Origin of the sequence: Deinococcus alpinitundrae, from assembly GCF_009982895.1 — a bacterium.
GTDB classification, from domain to species: Bacteria; Deinococcota; Deinococci; order Deinococcales; family Deinococcaceae; genus Deinococcus; species Deinococcus alpinitundrae.
The window spans coordinates 1-16,955 of sequence record NZ_WXZL01000027.1; the positions used below are offsets into that span (position 1 = coordinate 1).

Genomic DNA, 16,955 nt, shown 5'->3' on the forward strand with positions numbered 1-16,955 from the left:
GAGAAGTTGCCCCCGCTCGGCGCAGTGGGCACGGTGCAGTACATCTCCACGGTGGGCAAGGGCACGCTGGTGCCCACCACCGCCCTGCAAATCGACAACGCCACGACCTCGGTGTATGTGGTTACGGGCGGCAAGGCCAAAATTCAGAACGTAACGGTGATCGGCCAGACGGGTGACACCGCCGTGGTCAGCGGGCTGAAGGCGGGGTCACAGGTCATCACCCAGCCGCCCGCCGGACTCATCGACGGCGCGAGCGTGAGCACCGATGCGGCGTTCGGCGGGGGCCAGGGTGCTCCGGGCGGCTTCGGCGGCCCCCCGGGTGGACCGTGAGCGGGGAAGGCAAATCAATCCCGGGACACGCTGGAGACCATCGTCGGCGACTTCGGGAAAAGGCATGATTCTGCAATTTTACCCTTGACTCTCAATGGCTCAGCTGGACTTTGGCCATTGACAGGGGGAGCAGCATGCTGCTTCCCCTGTCAGACTTGAGCATGACACTGCTCCCAAAATGGTTTACTGGAGTGTTGGAAGGATTTGCTCCACTGTTTTCGGCGCGCATCTGGCCGCGGGTCCAACTCCTGGTCGTCGGGGCGCTGCTCTCTCCTGGAAAACGGACAGTGACAGCGGCGTTACGGGTGCTCGGGTTGGCGGACGATCCGAGGTTCGGGAGGTTTCACCGCCTGTTGAGTCGGGCGCGCTGGTCGAGTCTGCAAGCCAGTCGGGTGCTCCTTGGCCTGCTCCTCGTCGCCTTCGTTCCCTTTGGGCCGTTGGTTCTCGGCCTGGACGACACGATTGAACGACGAACCGGCAAAAAGGTCAGCGCCCGAGGCATCTACCGCGACCCGGTGCGGTCCAGCCATGGACACGTTGTGAAGGCCGGCGGTCTGCGCTGGCTGAGCCTGATGCTGCTGACGCCCATCCCCTGGGCCAATCGCATCTGGGCGTGTCCGTTCTTGACGGCACTCGTGCCGTCACAGCGCGACAACGAAGAACGCAACCACCCACACAAGACCTTGACGGACTGGGCCCGGCAGATGCTGCGTGTGGTGCAGCGTTGGTGTCCCGCAAGAGCGTTGATCGTGGTCGCGGACAGCGCGTACTCGGTCATCACCTGGCTCCACGCCCTCCAGCAGGGCCGTCCAATCACCGTGATCATCAGACTCCGCCTGGATGCTGCACGCTACGAGCCTGCCCCTGAACGACAGGCCGGCCAGAAAGGCCGGCCCAAATGAAGGGCCAGCGCCTCCCGTCCCTGGCATCCGTGGTCGAAAAGAAAAGGACCGTGCCAATGAACTGCTGGCACAGTTGTATCTGACCCGGGAACGACACCGCCTAGGTCAAGACTCCTCAGGATTCGAACACTTGATGACAGAGGTCAAGGCCTTGGCAGAGCCGGGCGTGCTCCTGGCAGCCAGCAAGATCCAACAGGTTCTGGCAACTTAACCACGAGCAGGCCAACTCTCCCCAGCGGCGGTCTGAACTTCAGATCGGCGCACTAACGGCGTGCTGCCAGGCCAGATGAGCCTTGGACTGATTCCTTCTTCGATTGCGCGCAGTGACAGTGGTTCGGGTGTGCTGGTGAAGGTTCGAAACGCGGGCATGCAGGGCCAGAAATTCTTGTGCCCGTCTTGGCTTCTTGAAGCCTGGCTGACTTCGCTCCTGTTCCCGGGTCGGGCGATGCGATTGTCTAGGGCAGAACGGCACCCGTATGGGGCCTGCCCGCTGTTCAATCAGGTTATTGCAGCGCGCAGAAGAGATCACCTGGAGCTGCTCCACGCCGTGGAGCACAGGAAGAGCTCGAATAGCCGCCCCGTAACTCCACAGCTTGTCAGTGTAAATGACGTCTGGAACGTCGTAATTCACCAACAGCCTTTCGAAAAAGGTCTTGGCTGCGTCCGTATCCCGGTGAGGCTGCAAAAGGATATCCAGCACCGCGCCGGTTTCATCGACGGCCCTCCACAACCAGTATTTCCTGCCACCGATCTCGACGCACATCTCATCCAGGAACCACCGGGAACCCCGTCGGGGTTCCCGGTGGCGCAATTCCTACGTGAGGAGCGGCGCGAACTTGATGTTCCACTGACGGAGGGTTTCATGGCTGACCTCAATGCCGCGTTGGTGCAGCAATTCCTGGACATCGCGCTCACTGAGGGGAAACCGGTGGTAAAGCCAGAGGGCATGCTGAATGATGCTGAGCGGAAAACGGTGTCGGTCACACGTCGTACAGTGCCGCGTCTTCCGGTAAACACCACTTTCCCCACCTCGGCCAGCGAAGCCCAGCCAGGTCACGCGGCCCGCCCGCCGCAGGGACCGCAGCGCCCGGCGGGTACTTTCGCTGCTGGTCCCGGCGGGCAGGGACAGAGTGAAGGTATCGAGCGCCGCAACGCTCAGCACGTCCAGAATGACGCGCTGCATCCGCCCCGGTCCTCGGCTTATGGCCTGAGCCTAGCTGCCCGCCGGAACCCCATGACAGTTGGGTGTTTCCGCAGCAGCGGAACACTTAAAGGGAAAGTCAGCGCAGGGCCACAACGGCAAGAATTGGCCCATCCGCACAGCTTCGAAGCCTGGCAGACGTGGGGCCAGTGGGCCGCATTCCAGCATCTTCCTTCGTCGGAGCCGGGGCGCAGGATTCAGTAAGCGGTTGGAAAAAATAGGAAAGCTGCGCCCAGACATGATCTAAGCCAGGTCAAGGGAGTGAAAAGAGCCTCAAACGTTCCGATTTTTTCCAGGCTTTCTGACCCTTTCCACGTTGGCCACACCGCGCCGTCCGCCGGAACCCCATGCAAACTGCATCCTTTCGCAGCAACGGAACACTTAAGCGGGGCAGAGAATCTCTAAATATCCCGTCTGGGCGGCCCTGTAGACGTGAGGAAGCTCCCCCGTGCAGGCACTCGCCCTTCGCCGAAGGGCGAGTGCCGGTGGGCGAAAGTTACGAAAAAAGGGAAAGCCCGCACCCAGACAGACTCAAGGCCAGGTCAGACGCGGAAAAAGAGCCTTCAACCTTCGCGACTCTTCGCCGCGTTTTTCTTGCTTTACAGCGCGGCGTCTTCGAGCAGCACGCGGGCCAGCGCCGCATACAGCGCCCAGGCTGCCCGCACGTGGGAAACTGGCTCTTCTTTCGCGGCTTGATCTGTTTATTCAGCGTCATCCCTTTTCTCGTCATGGATGCACTCATTGCCGGGTTGCCGAGCAGCGGCAGACCGTTTCAAGAAGGTGACCCAACTGGTTTTTCATGCCCTCAAGGTCCCATGCATGGACTGACAATGGGCTTTCAGCAACTATTAATTAAGCATTCCAGACCGCCAGCATGCGCTCACGCTTCTTCCCAGCCGAGCGGCTCGTATGGCGTGATCTCGACGTGGATCGTGTAGGTCTTGGTGCTGGTGTCCTCTAGTGTCTGGTACACCAGATCGAGGTTTTTGTTGAGGCGGAACAAAGGCAGCGGCATTTGAACCGTCAAGGTCACCTCGTTGAAATAACCTTCTTGTTCGACCTTGACGACAGGGTCGCCCACGATGAGCAACTGTTCTTGCAGGTCCAGGATGGCCTGAAGGGTCCCTTCAGTCAGGATCATGCTGCTTGCCTCCTTGGCGCTCTTCACGCCCCCTCCCATCAAAGAGAATCATCCGTCACCCGCTTGCCCTGCTCGGGACGTTCGAAAGTAAGGACCATCGGGCACGAGCAGCAAGGTGAGTACGGGCTGCTCAGTGAGTCCTTGAGGGCACCGCTACCCTGGTAGCCCTCGCCGTTGAGCAATCCTCTTCCCAGATCACTTGAGGTCGTCAGCTGCAGGAAGTTTGGGGAATCAAGGTGTACGACACGACCTGGTACGGCAAGTGCTCTGGCAGCGTGGGATTCGCTTCCCGTCGACGTATGGTTGCCTCTTCCGCGAGACGGTGGACGGCCTGACTGACTTTACCGATCCAGAGTTCGCCACGATATTCAAACGAGGTGTGGAAGCCATCCTCCCAGCGCACTCGTACCCGCCAGGTGCGCGGTCGGGGAGCGCATTTTGGTGGATGATTGCACACGATTTCCTCCTTTCTGGTAAAGGGCCAGGAGATTTTACCTCGCCTACCTCTAGTATCGGCGCAGATTGTCAAAGTATTGAGTAACAAAATACATATGACTCCACCAAGTGATCAGTCCTTGATCAGGCGTGAGCGGGATGGATTTCGTCCGTAGAGCATGGCCCTGCAGTGTCTATCCAGACGCCTCAGTGAACGCAACGCTCTGCCACAGGACAGGAGAAGGGTCGGCAAAAGCAGGCGAGACAGCATCGCCTTTGAGCCTTTGGATGCAGGGATAGTGCAGACACGGGAGAGCCTGGGCTTGCGCTTCCTGAGTACCAGTTCGCTACGCCGCCGTGGTGTGAGCAGGTGCCGCGCCGGTGGGTGCTGAAGCTGTCGCTGCCATCGCGGCACTGGGCGAGCGTCGGCCATGACGGAACGTTGGATGTGGCACCAAATACCCAGACAGCTGCAAAATGGGGAGAGCGGCAGACGCTTTCTCAGATGAAAGCATGTCGTGTTTCTACAAGAACCCGGTGAGGTCGGCATCTTACCCTGAGTCCATGACCGACGCATTTCATGTTTTCAAACGCCCACCAATGGTTTTCACAACCTCTTTGTCCCCAGTGGTCACTGTAAAGATGATCGACGCTGTGCCCGACCGGTACCGTAAGCTCAGTGAGCCTTTCTTGGCCGAGGCCGCATCTTTCTTCTGTGTCGGGTTGTGTCAGAGCGTGGGGCAACGCGGATGACGCCACCACACCTGGCGCGTAAATGGGTGGTTAATGCTGGAATCCCAGGCCAGAACAGCTCGGACGGGCGCGCCCGTTTCGTACGCGACGTCCTGGATGCTCGGCCCTCGGTGCTGCTGCTCTACTTTGGCGGCAATGACGCCCTGAATCCGGGTGCGTTCGTTGCGTTGAGCGATTACGCGGCGAACATGGCCTGGATGATTGATCAGGCCCTCGCACACGGCATCGTTCCTATCGTGGCCACGGTGTTGCACGTCGATACGGCCCGCCTGAGGGCGCAGCACCAGACGAGTGGGGCAGAGGAGCCGAATGACCTGATCGACCGCTACAACCGGGCACTGCTCGCGGTGGCCCGGGAAAGACAGGTGACGGTCGCGGACTTCGCGCGGGCGCTCGACGCGGCGGGCGGCCCGACGCCGGAAATGAGCACCGATGGATTGCACCTGACGGCCACGGGCAACCGGCTGCTGGCTCAGACTTTCTTTCAAGCCATGCCGCCGGGGATCGTCGGGGGTGTGGTCTGTCTGGGAGACAGCCTGACGTACGGCGTACCACTCCGGACAGCGGAGCAGGATTCAGATGAGACGTACCCAGCGCAGTTGGAACGGGACTTCCTGCCTATGAAGGGCAATTAAGCGCCCAGTGCATCGGCCATGACGGGGCGCTGGATCCGCTGGCCGTCCACATTGGTAGAGGTGCCGCTGGTGGTAAGCGCAAGGGCAGGGGAGGACGTCGCCTTCAGCGCCAGGATCGTCTTTGAGACGTAGCCCTTCTTGCCGCCGTAAGTGACCGGGCACCAGGCAGTGCAGGTCCTGACGTTTACCAGGGTGTTTTTGGGGATGACCGTCAGCACCTTCTTCGGCTGGAGCGGCGGCAGGGGCGGGCGAAACTCACGGAGTATAAGTAGTTTTTCCAAGGCGACGCGCTAGGTTCACCGGAACGGGTCAGGGCTGGCGCGGGCTGCAAAAGCACCATGTGCTCGAACACCTGCTCCGACCGCTCCTGAGCGAAGAGGGCAAGGCGCAGCTCGTCGAGCAACTCAGGAACGCCAAACCAGAATGAAAGATCTCCTCCTCAAAAAGAAAAGAGGAGGAGATCTCTTGGCCAGGAAGCGACTCGCCTGGGCAGGGCGTGGGCCGTTCTCAGCTCGTGAGGGGCACCAGCAGGTCATGCAGGTGATCCCACGCCGGGGACTGAGCGCAGGTTACTCAGCAGCCCGGCGCGGCGCATCCGGCGAGTGGCCTAAGCCACCTGGGCCGCAGGCCCGGACAGCCCTCGGCGAGTGACCGACCTCGCCTCCCCTCACGGCCTATTTCCTTGGGAGGTATTAAGGTGAGTCATGCCTGACCAAACTGGAAATGAACTTGCCGCGCTCGTCCTCGAAGCTGGCCGCCACCCTGAGAAGCAGAAGTTCCTGGAAACCAACGTCGACAATGGCCGTCACTATTATCTTTTCGATCTGCCGGAGCTTGGGCAGAAGGTCGAGCTTTCCTGGACAGGTATCAATGCCTGGTGGTTCAAGATTTATGACCGGGCTGTTGAAATCGAGCAACTTGCCCCCAGTCGCACATTCATCAAGTCGAACGGAGTCGCCGACACTTATCGCGTTAGTGGTGGCGCGCTCGCTGGGCTGTACGTCATCGTCAACACCTGGAGAGAGCTTTTTATCAGTACCCCTGAAGGTGCCCTCACCGATCTGGCATAGCTCGCAGCTTTAGCAAATGAACCACCTTCCCTGAGAAAAAGGAAGGTGGTTTGCTGAGCAGGAGCTAGGCAATTCGGAAGGGGTTAGTCATGGGGAGCCTCCAGCGCTTGGTAGAGCACCGTAAGAGCGCGCTCCGGCGTGTGGATCACAGGGCCATCGACCATCGTTTCCCCTGCACACAACCGGCACTTCCACTCACCCGGTCGAGCGTTATCAGGGACCATAAACCGATCGGCGACTTGGTTGAATGCTCTCAACATCTCGCGTTGTTCTTCAGTGGTCATCATGTTCCCTCGAACAGCAGGCAGCCGGTCCAGTGACTTCCGGCGCGGCCGCAGAGGCGGCAAACCTGGCCGGGAGCGGCTAGGGGTTTCTGGACAACCTGGCACTGGTCCAGGCCTGCCTGCGTCAGTGCGTACAGGCGGCAGCTGCGCGGGCCGATGCGGGTGGCCAGGCTGCCTTGTATGGCCGCTGACTCACCAGCGCATCGTATACATCTACAACCGCGAAGAGCCACGCCAATACCGGAACCTGTTCTCTCGCCAATCCGTCCGGATAACCCTGCCCATCCCAGCGTTCGTGGCGCAAGAACTTCTGGCCCTGCATGCCCGCGTTTCGAACCTCCACCAGCACACCCGAACCACTGTCACCGCGCGCAATCGAAGAAGGAACCAGTCCAAGGCTCACCTGGCCTGGCAACACGCCGTTGATGCGGCGGTCTGAATTTCAGACTGCCACTGGCTAGATTTGCCCTGCTCAATGTTAAGTTGCCAGAACCCCGCCTGATCTTACCCTCACCAGCTCTGAGGTTGCTGGTCCAGGTCTACTGGCTGCTGGATGAGGACCAGCCGCAGGTGGGACATCATGCCTCCCTACGAAAGCAGCTTGCGCATCTGACCTTTTCCTCTGGTCGTTCGTGGGTGGTAGGCGAGGGTGGTCTGCACACCCTCATGCCGCAGGTCACCCTGAACGGACTGCTCACTGCACCCAGGCAACTCTATTCCGAGGAGCCAGTGCGAGCGCTCCGGGTGGAACTTGTATCTCTGGGCTGTGCGGCAGCTGTTCGGCTGGCGCCCCCTTAACCCGGCGCTTGACCTCCTGGCCGGCGCTGCTGGCCGCGAGGCGGCGAGCTCAGGCAGCGCTGATTACCCACGACGACGAAACAGCAGTGGGCCTGCTGGAGACCTGGCTGCTCGCCCTCGCTTCCGGTAAGCAAGCAGCACGGGATCAATAAGTTACAGTTACCAGGCCCGGTTTTTCAGCCTGAAGTGTCCATCTGTGGTCCGTCGCTCCTGGGAATGTGGATACTGGTAAGGGCTGCCAGGGCCACCGCAACGACCACCGCGCCTGCGGTGAAGGTGAGGGTGCCACCAATTTGCCCGTAGAGCGTACCACCGGCCAACGGACCGGCCACCTGTGCCAGCGACTGGAAACCCTTGGTTCCGCCCTGCACCTGCCCTTGCACTCCCGCAGGGGCCGCATTGGAAAGCAGGGCGGCGAGAGACGCGTTGAAGACACCCTCGCCCAGCGAGAACATCACCACACCCAAGTACAGCAGCGGCGCAAAGTGCAAGAGCGGCACCAGTGCGATCAGCGACAGGCCGACCACGCCCATGCTGAGTCCCAGACGCGTGACGCCGTGTTCACCCCATCGACTCAGCAGGGACGGAAGCAGCAGGCCCTGCCCCACGATGTCGCACAGGCCCACCGCGATGAACAGCGTGCTGACCTGCGTCGGCCCCCATCCGAGCGCGTCACGACCCAGCAGCGAGATGATGACCTGCATCAGTGAGAACGGCAAGACGAACAGCATGCTGACCGTGATTAGTCGCCGCACCGGCGGGTAAGACCATACGCCCCGAAGCTGAGTGAGCGGGTTGAGGTGGGCAGCGTCAAAGTGTTTGCTGCGCCGCGACGCGGGCAGGCTTTCAGGCAGAATGAAGAAGCCCCACAGCAAGTTGAGCACACTGACGGCAGCAGCGGCGTAGAAGGGTGCGCTCAGCCCCAGGTGCGAGAGCAGCCCCCCAATAGCCGGGCCGATGATGAACCCTGCGCCGATGGCCGCCCCAATCTGCCCGAAGACCTTGCCGCGGTCCTCTTCTGGGGTGGTATCGGCCACATAGCCGAAAAGCGCACTCAGCCCGCCTGCAGTAAGCCCATCAATGCTGCGTCCCAGAAAGAGCATGACGAGGCTGCCTCCCAGGCCGAACATCAGGTAGCCGATGGCCGACCCGGCGAGCGTGAGCATCAGCACGGGGCGGCGTCCATAGGCATCGCTGAGCGCTCCCAGCACCGGTGAAAAGAAGAAGGTCAGCAGCGCGTAGATGGCGCCGAGCCAACCGATCACGATGGCTTGATGCTGGACGCCCGCGACATACTTCGCCACGATGAACGGCAGGACTGGGAATACCAGGGAGATGCCCATCGAGAACAGAAAAGCGGTGAACATCAGGAACAGGATGGGGGGACGGCTCGGGGCTGACAGGTTGAGGGAGGGTTCTACGGTCATGCAGCCAAGGTAAACGCTGTACCCGGCTGAAGGCTTGTAGAAAAACGACAGACGGTCTCGTCCAGTTAAATGAGAGTACAGCCGAGCCAAATCTGTTCAGCTCCTGCCTTCTTAAGGCAACTGGGGCAGCAGGAGGCGGGGGTTGTCATGCCGGAAGTCGAGCCACTGGACCTCCTGGTGCCGTGTCTCGATCATCCTGATGAAACTGCCGGGAGTAACGCCGCCCAGGATGCGGAACTCATGGGTCAGGTGCGCCTGATCAGCAAAACCCAGATCATAGGCGAGGGCGGCGAGCGGCGTCCCTGGGGCGCTGGCCAGGAGATTATGGGCCGTCTCGAAGCGGATGAGGCGCGCGAGGGTCTTGGCGCTGATCCCCACTTCGTGCAAAAACTGACGCTCTAATGTCCGTAGACTCACGTCCAGACTGCCGGCCAGTTCGGTCAACCGCCGCTGGCCGCCACGGTGGTACAGTTCAATTGCAGCCCGGACACCTGCGCCCGCCGTCCACTCGCGGCCCGCTCCGCCCGCCCGTTGCTCACCGGAGGCGAGCGCCAGTAGCCAGTCATTGAGTAACCCCAGCGCTGTTTCGTCGTCGCAGGTCGTCAAGGCGGCTGTAATTTCGTGTGCCGTTTGTGCTGCCCCCGACCCCGCCGCGCCGCCCAACAGATCCAACGCTGCGGCTGGATAGCTCCAGCCAAACAACTGCCGGGCAGCCCAGGGGTATAGCTCAGCGCGTAGTGTCCGCGTCACACCTTCCGAGATCAGGTGTGAGCTCGTGGTAACTAGGCCTTCCAGAGTGGCTTGCGGCACCGGTGTGAGCAGGCCACCCTCGCCTATCGACCACCTCCGGCCAGAGGAGAAGGTAAGGTGCGCCAGTTGTTCCGGCATGAAGATGTGCGCCTCAGCCCCAACGTGGTACTCGTCCAGCATCATGTAGGCCTGCACCAGTGGCCTTAAAGCGGGCGGGGGCTCAATCAGTTGGTGCGGCACACTTCACTGTGCCATAGGTGCAGCTTGAACAGCTATGGCGTCTGAACCGGCCGGTTGTGGCAAGTTGTTGTTTCCTCAGCACCTGAAGAGCGTCAGTATCGCAGGTGGCCTGAGGTTTATTGATCTCAGCTGAAGTTGGAGATCGTAGGTTGGAGAGATGACTGACCGTTGGCTACCCTCGCACCTGACACGAACTCAACTTGAAGAACGTCGGCTGCACTTCCTCGAGCTCCTCGAGACTCAAGCGCACAGTACCCAGGAACTTGCTGAGTTCCTAGGCGTCAAGGCGAGTACCATCAGCACCTGGAAACATCGCCTGCGGCACCAGGGTTCAGACGCGCTGCAGGCCACGGTGACTACAGGCAGAGCACCGGCGCTCTGCGGGGAACAGCGGGAGACGCTCAAGCGTCTCCTGTGCGAAGGCGCGCAGGTCCACGGCTTTCCTGATGCCAGTTGGAGCACCTTGCGGGTCAGAGACGTCATCGGTCGTCACTTCGATATCTGGCATCACCGCGATCACGTCCGCAGCATCCTGCACCAGCTGGGCTTCTCCCGTCAGAAGCCCGACAAACGCGCCCTGGAACAGAACCCGGAAGCTGTGGCAACCTGGATTCAGACCACCCTTCCCGAGATCAAAAAAAAGGAGCTGCCGGTGCGACCCTGGTGTTCCTGGATGAAGTGGGCTTCAGTCTCAAAGGCACGGTGAAGCAGACCTGGGCACTGCGCGGCCAGACCCCCGTGGTCTTCGGGAAAGCGAGCTGGGATAAGATCTCAACCATCGGTGCGGTGAGCACTGCTGGCCAGTTTTTCCAACAGACCCAGCACGGGGCCTTCAAAGGCCCCGATGTCATTCGCTTCCTGCAGCACGTGTTGACGCACGTCCCAGGAGAGGTCGTATTAGTGCTGGACAATGCCGGCATTCACAAGACGAAGGCCGTCACGGCCTTCGTCGCGGGTGAATCCCGGTTGTCCCTGCAGTACCTCCCACCGTATGCTCCAGAGCTCAATCCCATCGAGCTCGTGTGGGCGTACATCAAGCGGAACATCCTGGGGAACTTCTGTGCCCGCACCTTGGAGGAACTGAAGGCACGCCTCCGGGTTGGGTGGCAGCGCGTTCGGTATGTCCGACTCCCTGCTCGCCTCCTGCACAGCTATCTCCCATCTTGAACTTCAGCCGACATCAATAAGGCAACACAACCGTACAAACTCCGCATGGTCCGCACCTGCCGAGCATTCAGCCCCAGCAGCGGACTGCTGGTCATCTCCTGGACCGTCCCGAACGCCAAGGGCACGCTGACCTGGCCGTGCAACCGAATCCCTTCGGGGCACCAAATCTTGAACTGAGTACAGCAGTGGGGATAGGGTGTCTTGACGTGCGGGGAAAGTGGCCTTAAAGTTTGTGCCAGTGGAAGCTAGCGCCGCTGCTGGACTTTACCAAGACGTTGAGCTGAAGTTAGAAGTGAGCTCGAACCTGAACGAGCTAGACGGACAGGCGCAATTGCAGTAACCGTTGTATTTTAGTACCGCAGAAACCGCTGTATGTCAGTAATCGCATTACCGCAGTACAGAAGCAGGGCGTCTCTCTTAAGACGCCCTGCTTCTGTGTATTTCCCCTCTTTCATGACGTCGCGTATAGGTGGTTGGCCAGTCGAACGTTTTGTGCCACTGCCGGCTCCGGTTGATGTACCTCATGCCTTCACTTATCGTCGCGCCTGGCGGTCGGTCGTCCGTTCCCTTTCCTTCTCTCGAACTTCTTCCTGGCGTTCAGCGTGTTCGATTCCGCCCGGCTCAGCGGCGGCGTCGGCCGCTTGTCGAGCCGCCGCCAATTTGTGCTCTAGATCCTCAATGCGCGCGCGAGGAAGGCCAGCTCGGCGCGCCGAGGCCAATTCATACGTTAGGGCGCCTGAATCATCCTCCAGACGTTGCAGCGCCCGCTTAGCCTCATTTCGAGTAGACATGGGTACAGAATAACGAGCTTGGATTCGTGAGGGGCCAAGTTTTCGCCGTAATAAGTTTTGTTGTAGATCCTAATCAGCCGGTTCTGCTAAGCGGCAAATATGACTCAGGGACATGTATCCCTTCACGGGCACTCCGATATGCGATGTAACACCGAAGCACCTTTAGAGTCATCTCACTTCGTTAAGGCTATCGGTAGCGTCGGGAACAGGTAGAGCCTGAGGCGTGGTGTACAAAACGAAGCATGCGAACAACCCCTGAACACTCGGGAGGCAAGAACGAAAACAGGCCACTGCGGTTGATGTTGATTGACGACGATCCCGCCGACCTCCTGCTGGTAGGAGATGGTTTTGCCGCTTTTGGAACGCATGGGGTGGTTACCGGATATCAGAGCGGAGCGAGTGCCATCGAAGCGATGCAGCAACCAAGCGCTGTCCTCCCGGATGTCATCTTGCTCGACCTCAACATGCCTATGATGAACGGCTTTGACGTCCTTAGGCTCTTGAAAGCAGACGAGAAGCTGAGCTTTATCCCTGTCGTGATGTTGACCGCATCCGCTCAGGCACAGGATGTGACGCAGGCGTACTCCCTCTTTGCGAGTTCTTACATCGTCAAAGCGGACAGCTTCGCAGGATTGATCGAACAGGTAGAAACATTCATAGGTTTTTGGACAAGAATGCGGCGGGTGGGCGACCAGAGTTGATTCTCTAGCCGATGGGAGCCAAGATTTCTCCTCGTCTCGACCTCGCCAATTTCAGCGCCCGTCACCCTAAACACCCCCATATGCTCTGGCCGAGCATCAAGGTCGCTTTTGATCAGAGCGGTTGGCCGTATCAAAATTTGGCTTTGGGTAATGTAAAACCGAAGGTGGCACCCTGGTCCACCTGACCTTCAGCGGTCATCAGGCCACCGTGCCGCACCATGATGCGCCGCGCATTGGCCAAGCTCATCCCGGCACCTTCGAAGTCGGTCTGATGGTGAAGGCGCTGGAACATGGTGAATAGCTTGTCCTGGTAGCGCTGATCGAAGCCGACCCCGTTGTCGCGTACGAACACGGCCCAAGTCTGTCCACGATCCTCAGGCCACACTTCGATCAAGGCTTCCTGGCGCGGCCGTGTGTACTTCACCGCGTTGTCCAGCAGGGCCCTGATCACTCGGCGTAGCAACACGATGTCGCCCATGACCGTCGGTAAGGCCGTCATCTGCCAGCGGATCTGGCGTGCCGGCTCAGCGGCTGCCACTTCGTTCCGGGCCGCTTCGAACAGACGGCCCAGATCGACGGGTTCTGGGTGAAACGGCTCGCGAGACGTGCGGGAGAGTTCGAGCATGCCGTCGATCAGCTGACTTAGGTGCTGAGCGGCCTCCTCCACGATGGCGAAGTAGCGCGCGGCCTTCCCGGTGAGCGGTGTTGGGAGTGCTCGGCGCAACAAGCCGCCAAAACTGATGATGTGCCGAACCGGGGTTCTGAGGTCGTGCGAGACCGAGTAGGTGAAGGCCTCGAGTTCCTCGTTGCTGGCCTTGAGCATGTCGCGCTGGGCCGTGAGCTCCTGGGCCTGCTCGGCGCGCTCCAAGGCCAGATCCAGACCGCGACCTACCGCCTGGAAGATCTTCTTGTCCCGCTCGGTCCAGGTGGCCGAAGTCTGGGACCCAATGAGCAACACACTTTCGAGTTCATCCGCCACGAAGTAGGGATAGCCAGCCAAGGCCTGGAAGAGCCCCGATTCTTCAATGAACAGCCAGGTGGTGTTCCATTGGTCGATGAAGGCGGCTGTCTTCTGGAGCAGGATCTTGGCGATGTTGGAGTGTTGAAGTGGGAAGCCATGGTGCAAGAACTGCAGGAGCGTGGGATCATACTCGGGACTCCAGGCTGAGGGCTTGAACAGCTCGCCCTCCCGCTCGACATAGACAACGTCCACCCCACAGGTCTCCATCAACAGGGTGATGGCCTGCCGGACCAGCGCCTGAACATCGGTCTCGCTGCCGACTGCTTCGGTAAACGCCACGAAGGCGCCCAGTGCGGCCCGTTCCTCTTCCAGTTGCTGGGTGCGTTCCCGCAACTGCTGGGTCTGGTCGGCGCGTTCCAGGGCCAGGCCCAGACCATCACTGACCGACTCGAGGATAGCCCGCTCCTGCGGCGACCAACTCGGCCGGTCAATGCCCGTGGTGAACAAAGCATACGGCTGGCCTTCCCGGAAGTACGGCGTGATGCTCAGGGCACTCGCGTAGTTTACCGATTGCCAATGGGCCTGATCGTGCTCGGCGAAGGCCGTGCAGCGCTGTTCCAGGGCCTGCACGATCAAGGGGAATTCGAGGGACAGCCCGGACCGCCGCAGCGCCTGGACTTCCGGCGGGGTATTGCTGGAGAAGATCAATGGATACGCCTGGTCGCCCTGAAGCAGGTAAAACCCGCTCATGGCTCCGGCGATCACTTCCCGCACCACGTCTGACGCAGCGGTGGCGAGCCGCTCGAGGTCGGTGCTGCTGGCCACGTTGGTGGTGAAGCGTACGAAGGCGTTTAGGGCCTGTTCGTTCTGGGTGGCTTGGTGCTCCAGCAGCTCTGCCTGACCCCGCAGTCGCTGCTCACTCGCCTGAAGATGCTGTTCAGCCGTTTTACGATCGGTCACGTCGCGGGAGATCGCCAGCAACTGGGTGACGCTGCCGTCCTCATCCCTGATAGGAGAGACCCGGACTTCCCACCACTTGAGCGTGCCAGCAAAGGTGCGTGCCGGACCCTCGAAGGTCCGCGTTTCCCCAGCCCTGGCCCCTTCGAGCGCAGCTTCGACCTGAAGCCGCGCTTCACCTTCCCAGAAGGTTGGCCAGAAGGCCTGCTGGCAGCTGCTGAAGTCGTCGAGCTCCATGGTGACCATCCCACCGGCATTCATCGACAGCAGGTGGGCGTCCAGATCGAGCACCTTGATGCAGTCTGCGCTGGCGTCAATGATGCTCTGAAGCTTGTGCAGTTCCTGGCGCCTGGCTGAATCACTCATCGGCGGAGCTCCAGTGCCGCGTCTCGGCTGTGGCGGTGCCGGTCATGTTCCTCTGGGTCATGTTATCAACTGAAGTGTAGGGCCGCTTTTGGGCAGGATAAAGCCGAAGGTGGCGCCCTGATCCACCTGGCCTTCAGCGAACACCTCACCGCCATGTTTGAGGATCAGCCGGCGGACGCTAGCCAGACCCACACCCGTCCCGGGCACCTCCTGATCGCTGTGGAGCCGCTGGAACACGTTGAACAGTCGCTCCTGGTAGCGCGGATCGAAGCCCAGACCGTTGTCCTGCACGTACACCTTCCAGGTCTCGCCCTGCTCCTGTGCCCAGATGCGGATGATGGCCGGGTCACGGGTCCGGGTGAACTTCAGCGCGTTCTCGGTCAGTTGGATGAGTACCTGTTTGAGAGCGTCCCAGTCACCTTGCACAAGTGGGAGGGGGACAACCTCCCACTGGACGTTCCGGGTGAGGAGATCTGGGAGGAGTCCCTTCCAGATCTCCTCCATGAGCGTGTTCAGATCGACCAATTGCGGCCTCAAGGGCTGCTGTGCGGCGTGCGACAGGTCGAGCAGAGCATCGATCATACTATTCATCTGCCTGCCGGCTTGTTCCACCACGTCGAGGTAACGGGTACTTTTCTCGTCGAGCCGATCATTCAGTGTAGTCCGGGTCAGTTGCAGGAAGCCAAGCATGTGCCGCACTGGGGTTCGGAGGTCATGTGAGACCGAGTAGGAGAAGGCCGCGAGTTCTTCGTTGGCGAACGAGAGCGCCTGAGTGCGGGCCTGCAACTCCGCGTTCTGGGTCATCAACTGGCGGGCCATCTCGGTGCGTTCCAGCGCCAAGTTCAGGCTCCGACCGACGGCCCGGAACAGGGCCCGGTCCGCATCGTTCCAGGTGTGGGTCTTGCGAAGACCGATGGACAGGATCGAGCGCAGCTCACCGCCGATCAGGAGTGGGTAGTTGGCCGCGGCGTGGTAGTCCTCGCTCGAGGCCACGCGCTCGCGCTGAGGATCCCACCCGTCGGTGAACACAGGCTGCTTACTCTGGATCACCTGGGCAAAGAGCGGTGTGTCACTCGGCAGGCCCACGGAGATCACTTCGATCAGCGCCGAGCGCATGTTGTCAGACCAGACGTGCCCTTTCCAGAGGGTCTGCTCTTCTTCGTAGTAGACGGCGCTGGCTCCGGGGAACCGTCCCTGCAGCACCTTGATCGCTTCCCGAGCCAGCGTGAGCAGTTCGGCCTGACTTCCGACCGCTTCGGCAAAGGTCACGAAGGCTGCTTGTGCGGCCCGCTCCTCTTCCAGTTGACGGGTGCGCTCTTCGAGGTCGCGGGTGCGGTTCTCAACCCGGGTCTCCAGTGCTCGGGTCGCTTCTGCTCGGCCGAGGGCCACCGCGCACTGGTTCGAGAGAATCGTCAGGAAGCGGCGTTCAGCGGGGGTAAAGTCGTGCGGCTCGCTGAAGTCCAGCACGATCACCCCGAGCGGCTGCTGGTCCAGGAACATCGGCAAGGTGGCGTTGGCCACAGCAGCCAGGGCCCCTGTGCGGCTCTCGATCTCTGGATAGGCGGCTTTCAGGGCGCCAGCATGCTCGAAGTACAGGGCTTCATGCATGCGCAGGATGTCAGCAATGAGTTGATTGTCGGTGAGAGACCCTTCCTGCCAGATGGTGCGGGTGACATCTTCATAGCCCTGGCTGCCGGCGATCTTCATCTGCTGATCGTTCTGATTCGCCAGCAGCACAATGCCAGCGACAGCACCAAGGGCTTGCACGGCGGGTGTGAGCACAATCTCGATGACCTCCCGCTCCGTGCTGGCTGCTGCGAGTGACTGGGTGATCTCTTGGATGTAATCCGCGAGCGTAGAGAACGACTCTGAATCCGTGCTACCCAGCGGCGAAATCATCCTTCAAACTACTGGCTTGCGCCTCTGCTTACTCTTGTCCGACTCTTGAGATTGCGCTGTGGTCTGCTCAAGGTGACAAGGCCAAAATGTGGAAAACGCGTTTGATAAGGTTGTGTTGCCTTAATCGGATTTGGGTAGGCTGATCAG

The 16,955-nt window shown here is 60.5% G+C and carries 13 protein-coding genes and 4 pseudogenes; 8 read left to right on the forward strand and 9 right to left on the reverse strand.

The window, feature by feature from the left end; genetic code table 11:
- Together GUI70_RS18430 and GUI70_RS18435 are read left to right on the forward strand one after the other, a co-directional pair.
- Window positions 1–330 (forward strand): annotated as a pseudogene (locus GUI70_RS18430) (secretion protein HlyD); the annotation flags it as partial.
- Between the two features lie 134 nt (window positions 331–464).
- The gene (locus tag GUI70_RS18435) at window positions 465–1,232 is read left to right on the forward strand and encodes an IS701 family transposase (protein ID WP_161883785.1); all 768 of its coding nucleotides are present in this window, start codon (window positions 465–467) and stop codon (window positions 1,230–1,232) included.
- Between the two features lie 250 nt (window positions 1,233–1,482).
- Here GUI70_RS18435 and GUI70_RS18440 read toward each other — a convergent pair.
- The 3 genes and pseudogenes from GUI70_RS18440 to GUI70_RS25065 all read right to left on the reverse strand — a co-directional run.
- Window positions 1,483–2,190: pseudogene (locus tag GUI70_RS18440) on the reverse strand (IS6 family transposase).
- A gap of 1,123 nt (window positions 2,191–3,313) precedes the next feature.
- A complete protein-coding gene (locus tag GUI70_RS18445) occupies window positions 3,314–3,574 on the reverse strand; it encodes a hypothetical protein (protein WP_161883786.1) in 261 nt (86 codons plus the stop codon).
- A gap of 642 nt (window positions 3,575–4,216) precedes the next feature.
- Window positions 4,217–4,423 (reverse strand): annotated as a pseudogene (locus tag GUI70_RS25065) (DUF3761 domain-containing protein); the annotation flags it as partial.
- A 311-nt stretch (window positions 4,424–4,734) separates the two neighbouring features.
- Here GUI70_RS25065 and GUI70_RS18455 point away from each other — a divergent pair.
- Window positions 4,735–5,397 (forward strand): SGNH/GDSL hydrolase family protein, encoded by a 663-nt coding sequence (locus GUI70_RS18455; protein ID WP_368733638.1) that lies wholly within the window; start codon window positions 4,735–4,737, stop codon window positions 5,395–5,397.
- Here the strand turns inward: GUI70_RS18455 and GUI70_RS18460 are convergent.
- On the reverse strand, window positions 5,394–5,678 hold the full coding sequence (locus GUI70_RS18460) for an SH3 domain-containing protein (protein WP_161883788.1): 285 nt from the start codon (window positions 5,676–5,678) through the stop codon (window positions 5,394–5,396). The two genes, GUI70_RS18455 and GUI70_RS18460, sit on opposite strands and share 4 nt — an antisense overlap.
- 423 nt (window positions 5,679–6,101) lie before the next feature.
- Here GUI70_RS18460 and GUI70_RS18465 point away from each other — a divergent pair, with 423 nt between their 5' ends.
- Window positions 6,102–6,467 carry a hypothetical protein gene (locus GUI70_RS18465; RefSeq protein WP_161883789.1) on the forward strand — a complete coding sequence of 122 codons (366 nt, stop codon included), beginning with the start codon at window positions 6,102–6,104 and terminating at the stop codon, window positions 6,465–6,467.
- A 408-nt stretch (window positions 6,468–6,875) separates the two neighbouring features.
- Here the strand turns inward: GUI70_RS18465 and GUI70_RS24510 are convergent, their stop codons facing one another.
- Entirely contained in the window at window positions 6,876–7,073 is a 198-nt protein-coding gene (locus GUI70_RS24510) for an HD-GYP domain-containing protein (protein ID WP_161883790.1), read from the reverse strand.
- On the opposite strand from GUI70_RS24510, the pseudogene GUI70_RS18475 reads away from it, so the two are divergent.
- Window positions 7,053–7,190: pseudogene (locus tag GUI70_RS18475) on the forward strand (IS6 family transposase); the annotation flags it as partial. The gene GUI70_RS24510 and the pseudogene GUI70_RS18475 sit on opposite strands and share 21 nt — an antisense overlap.
- Before the next feature lie 367 nt (window positions 7,191–7,557).
- Window positions 7,558–7,701 (forward strand): hypothetical protein, encoded by a 144-nt coding sequence (locus GUI70_RS18480; RefSeq protein ID WP_161883791.1) that lies wholly within the window; start codon window positions 7,558–7,560, stop codon window positions 7,699–7,701.
- Between the two features lie 24 nt (window positions 7,702–7,725).
- Here GUI70_RS18480 and GUI70_RS18485 read toward each other — a convergent pair whose 3' ends face one another.
- Window positions 7,726–8,976 (reverse strand): MFS transporter, encoded by a 1,251-nt coding sequence (locus GUI70_RS18485; protein ID WP_161883792.1) that lies wholly within the window; start codon window positions 8,974–8,976, stop codon window positions 7,726–7,728.
- A 111-nt stretch (window positions 8,977–9,087) separates the two neighbouring features.
- Window positions 9,088–9,966 (reverse strand): AraC family transcriptional regulator, encoded by an 879-nt coding sequence (locus tag GUI70_RS18490; RefSeq protein WP_161883793.1) that lies wholly within the window; start codon window positions 9,964–9,966, stop codon window positions 9,088–9,090.
- 157 nt (window positions 9,967–10,123) lie between these two features.
- Here GUI70_RS18490 and GUI70_RS18495 point away from each other — a divergent pair.
- Together GUI70_RS18495 and GUI70_RS18500 are read left to right on the forward strand one after the other, a co-directional pair.
- Window positions 10,124–11,133 (forward strand): IS630 family transposase gene (locus tag GUI70_RS18495; RefSeq protein WP_161883794.1). Its coding sequence is split into 2 segments (ribosomal slippage): window positions 10,124–10,610 and window positions 10,610–11,133, totalling 1,011 coding nucleotides; the frame shifts between segments, so codons are not numbered across the junction.
- A gap of 1,033 nt (window positions 11,134–12,166) precedes the next feature.
- Window positions 12,167–12,625, forward strand: coding sequence for a response regulator (locus tag GUI70_RS18500; protein WP_237725027.1), 459 nt, complete (start codon window positions 12,167–12,169; stop codon window positions 12,623–12,625).
- A gap of 130 nt (window positions 12,626–12,755) precedes the next feature.
- Here GUI70_RS18500 and GUI70_RS18505 read toward each other — a convergent pair whose 3' ends face one another.
- Entirely contained in the window at window positions 12,756–14,909 is a 2,154-nt protein-coding gene (locus GUI70_RS18505; protein WP_161883795.1) for a PAS domain-containing sensor histidine kinase, read from the reverse strand.
- Window positions 14,910–14,966: 57 nt separating this feature from the next.
- The gene (locus GUI70_RS18510) at window positions 14,967–16,808 is read right to left on the reverse strand and encodes a GAF domain-containing protein (protein WP_161883796.1); all 1,842 of its coding nucleotides are present in this window, start codon (window positions 16,806–16,808) and stop codon (window positions 14,967–14,969) included.
- Between the last annotated feature and the right edge of the window lie 147 nt (window positions 16,809–16,955).

Excerpts from the sequence above, each read along its gene's own strand:
- GUI70_RS18445 (WP_161883786.1), bottom strand. The coding sequence starts at position 3,574 with ATGATCCTGACTGAAGGGACCCTTCAGGCCATCCTGGACCTGCAAGAA.
- GUI70_RS18435 (WP_161883785.1), top strand. The coding sequence starts at position 465 with ATGCTGCTTCCCCTGTCAGACTTGAGCATGACACTGCTCCCAAAATGG.
- GUI70_RS18505 (WP_161883795.1), bottom strand. The coding sequence starts at position 14,909 with ATGAGTGATTCAGCCAGGCGCCAGGAACTGCACAAGCTTCAGAGCATC.
- GUI70_RS18510 (WP_161883796.1), bottom strand. The coding sequence starts at position 16,808 with ATGATTTCGCCGCTGGGTAGCACGGATTCAGAGTCGTTCTCTACGCTC.
- GUI70_RS18465 (WP_161883789.1), top strand. The coding sequence starts at position 6,102 with ATGCCTGACCAAACTGGAAATGAACTTGCCGCGCTCGTCCTCGAAGCT.
- GUI70_RS18500 (WP_237725027.1), top strand. The coding sequence starts at position 12,167 with ATGCGAACAACCCCTGAACACTCGGGAGGCAAGAACGAAAACAGGCCA.
- GUI70_RS18485 (WP_161883792.1), bottom strand. The coding sequence starts at position 8,976 with ATGACCGTAGAACCCTCCCTCAACCTGTCAGCCCCGAGCCGTCCCCCC.
- GUI70_RS24510 (WP_161883790.1), bottom strand. The coding sequence starts at position 7,073 with ATGCAGGGCCAGAAGTTCTTGCGCCACGAACGCTGGGATGGGCAGGGT.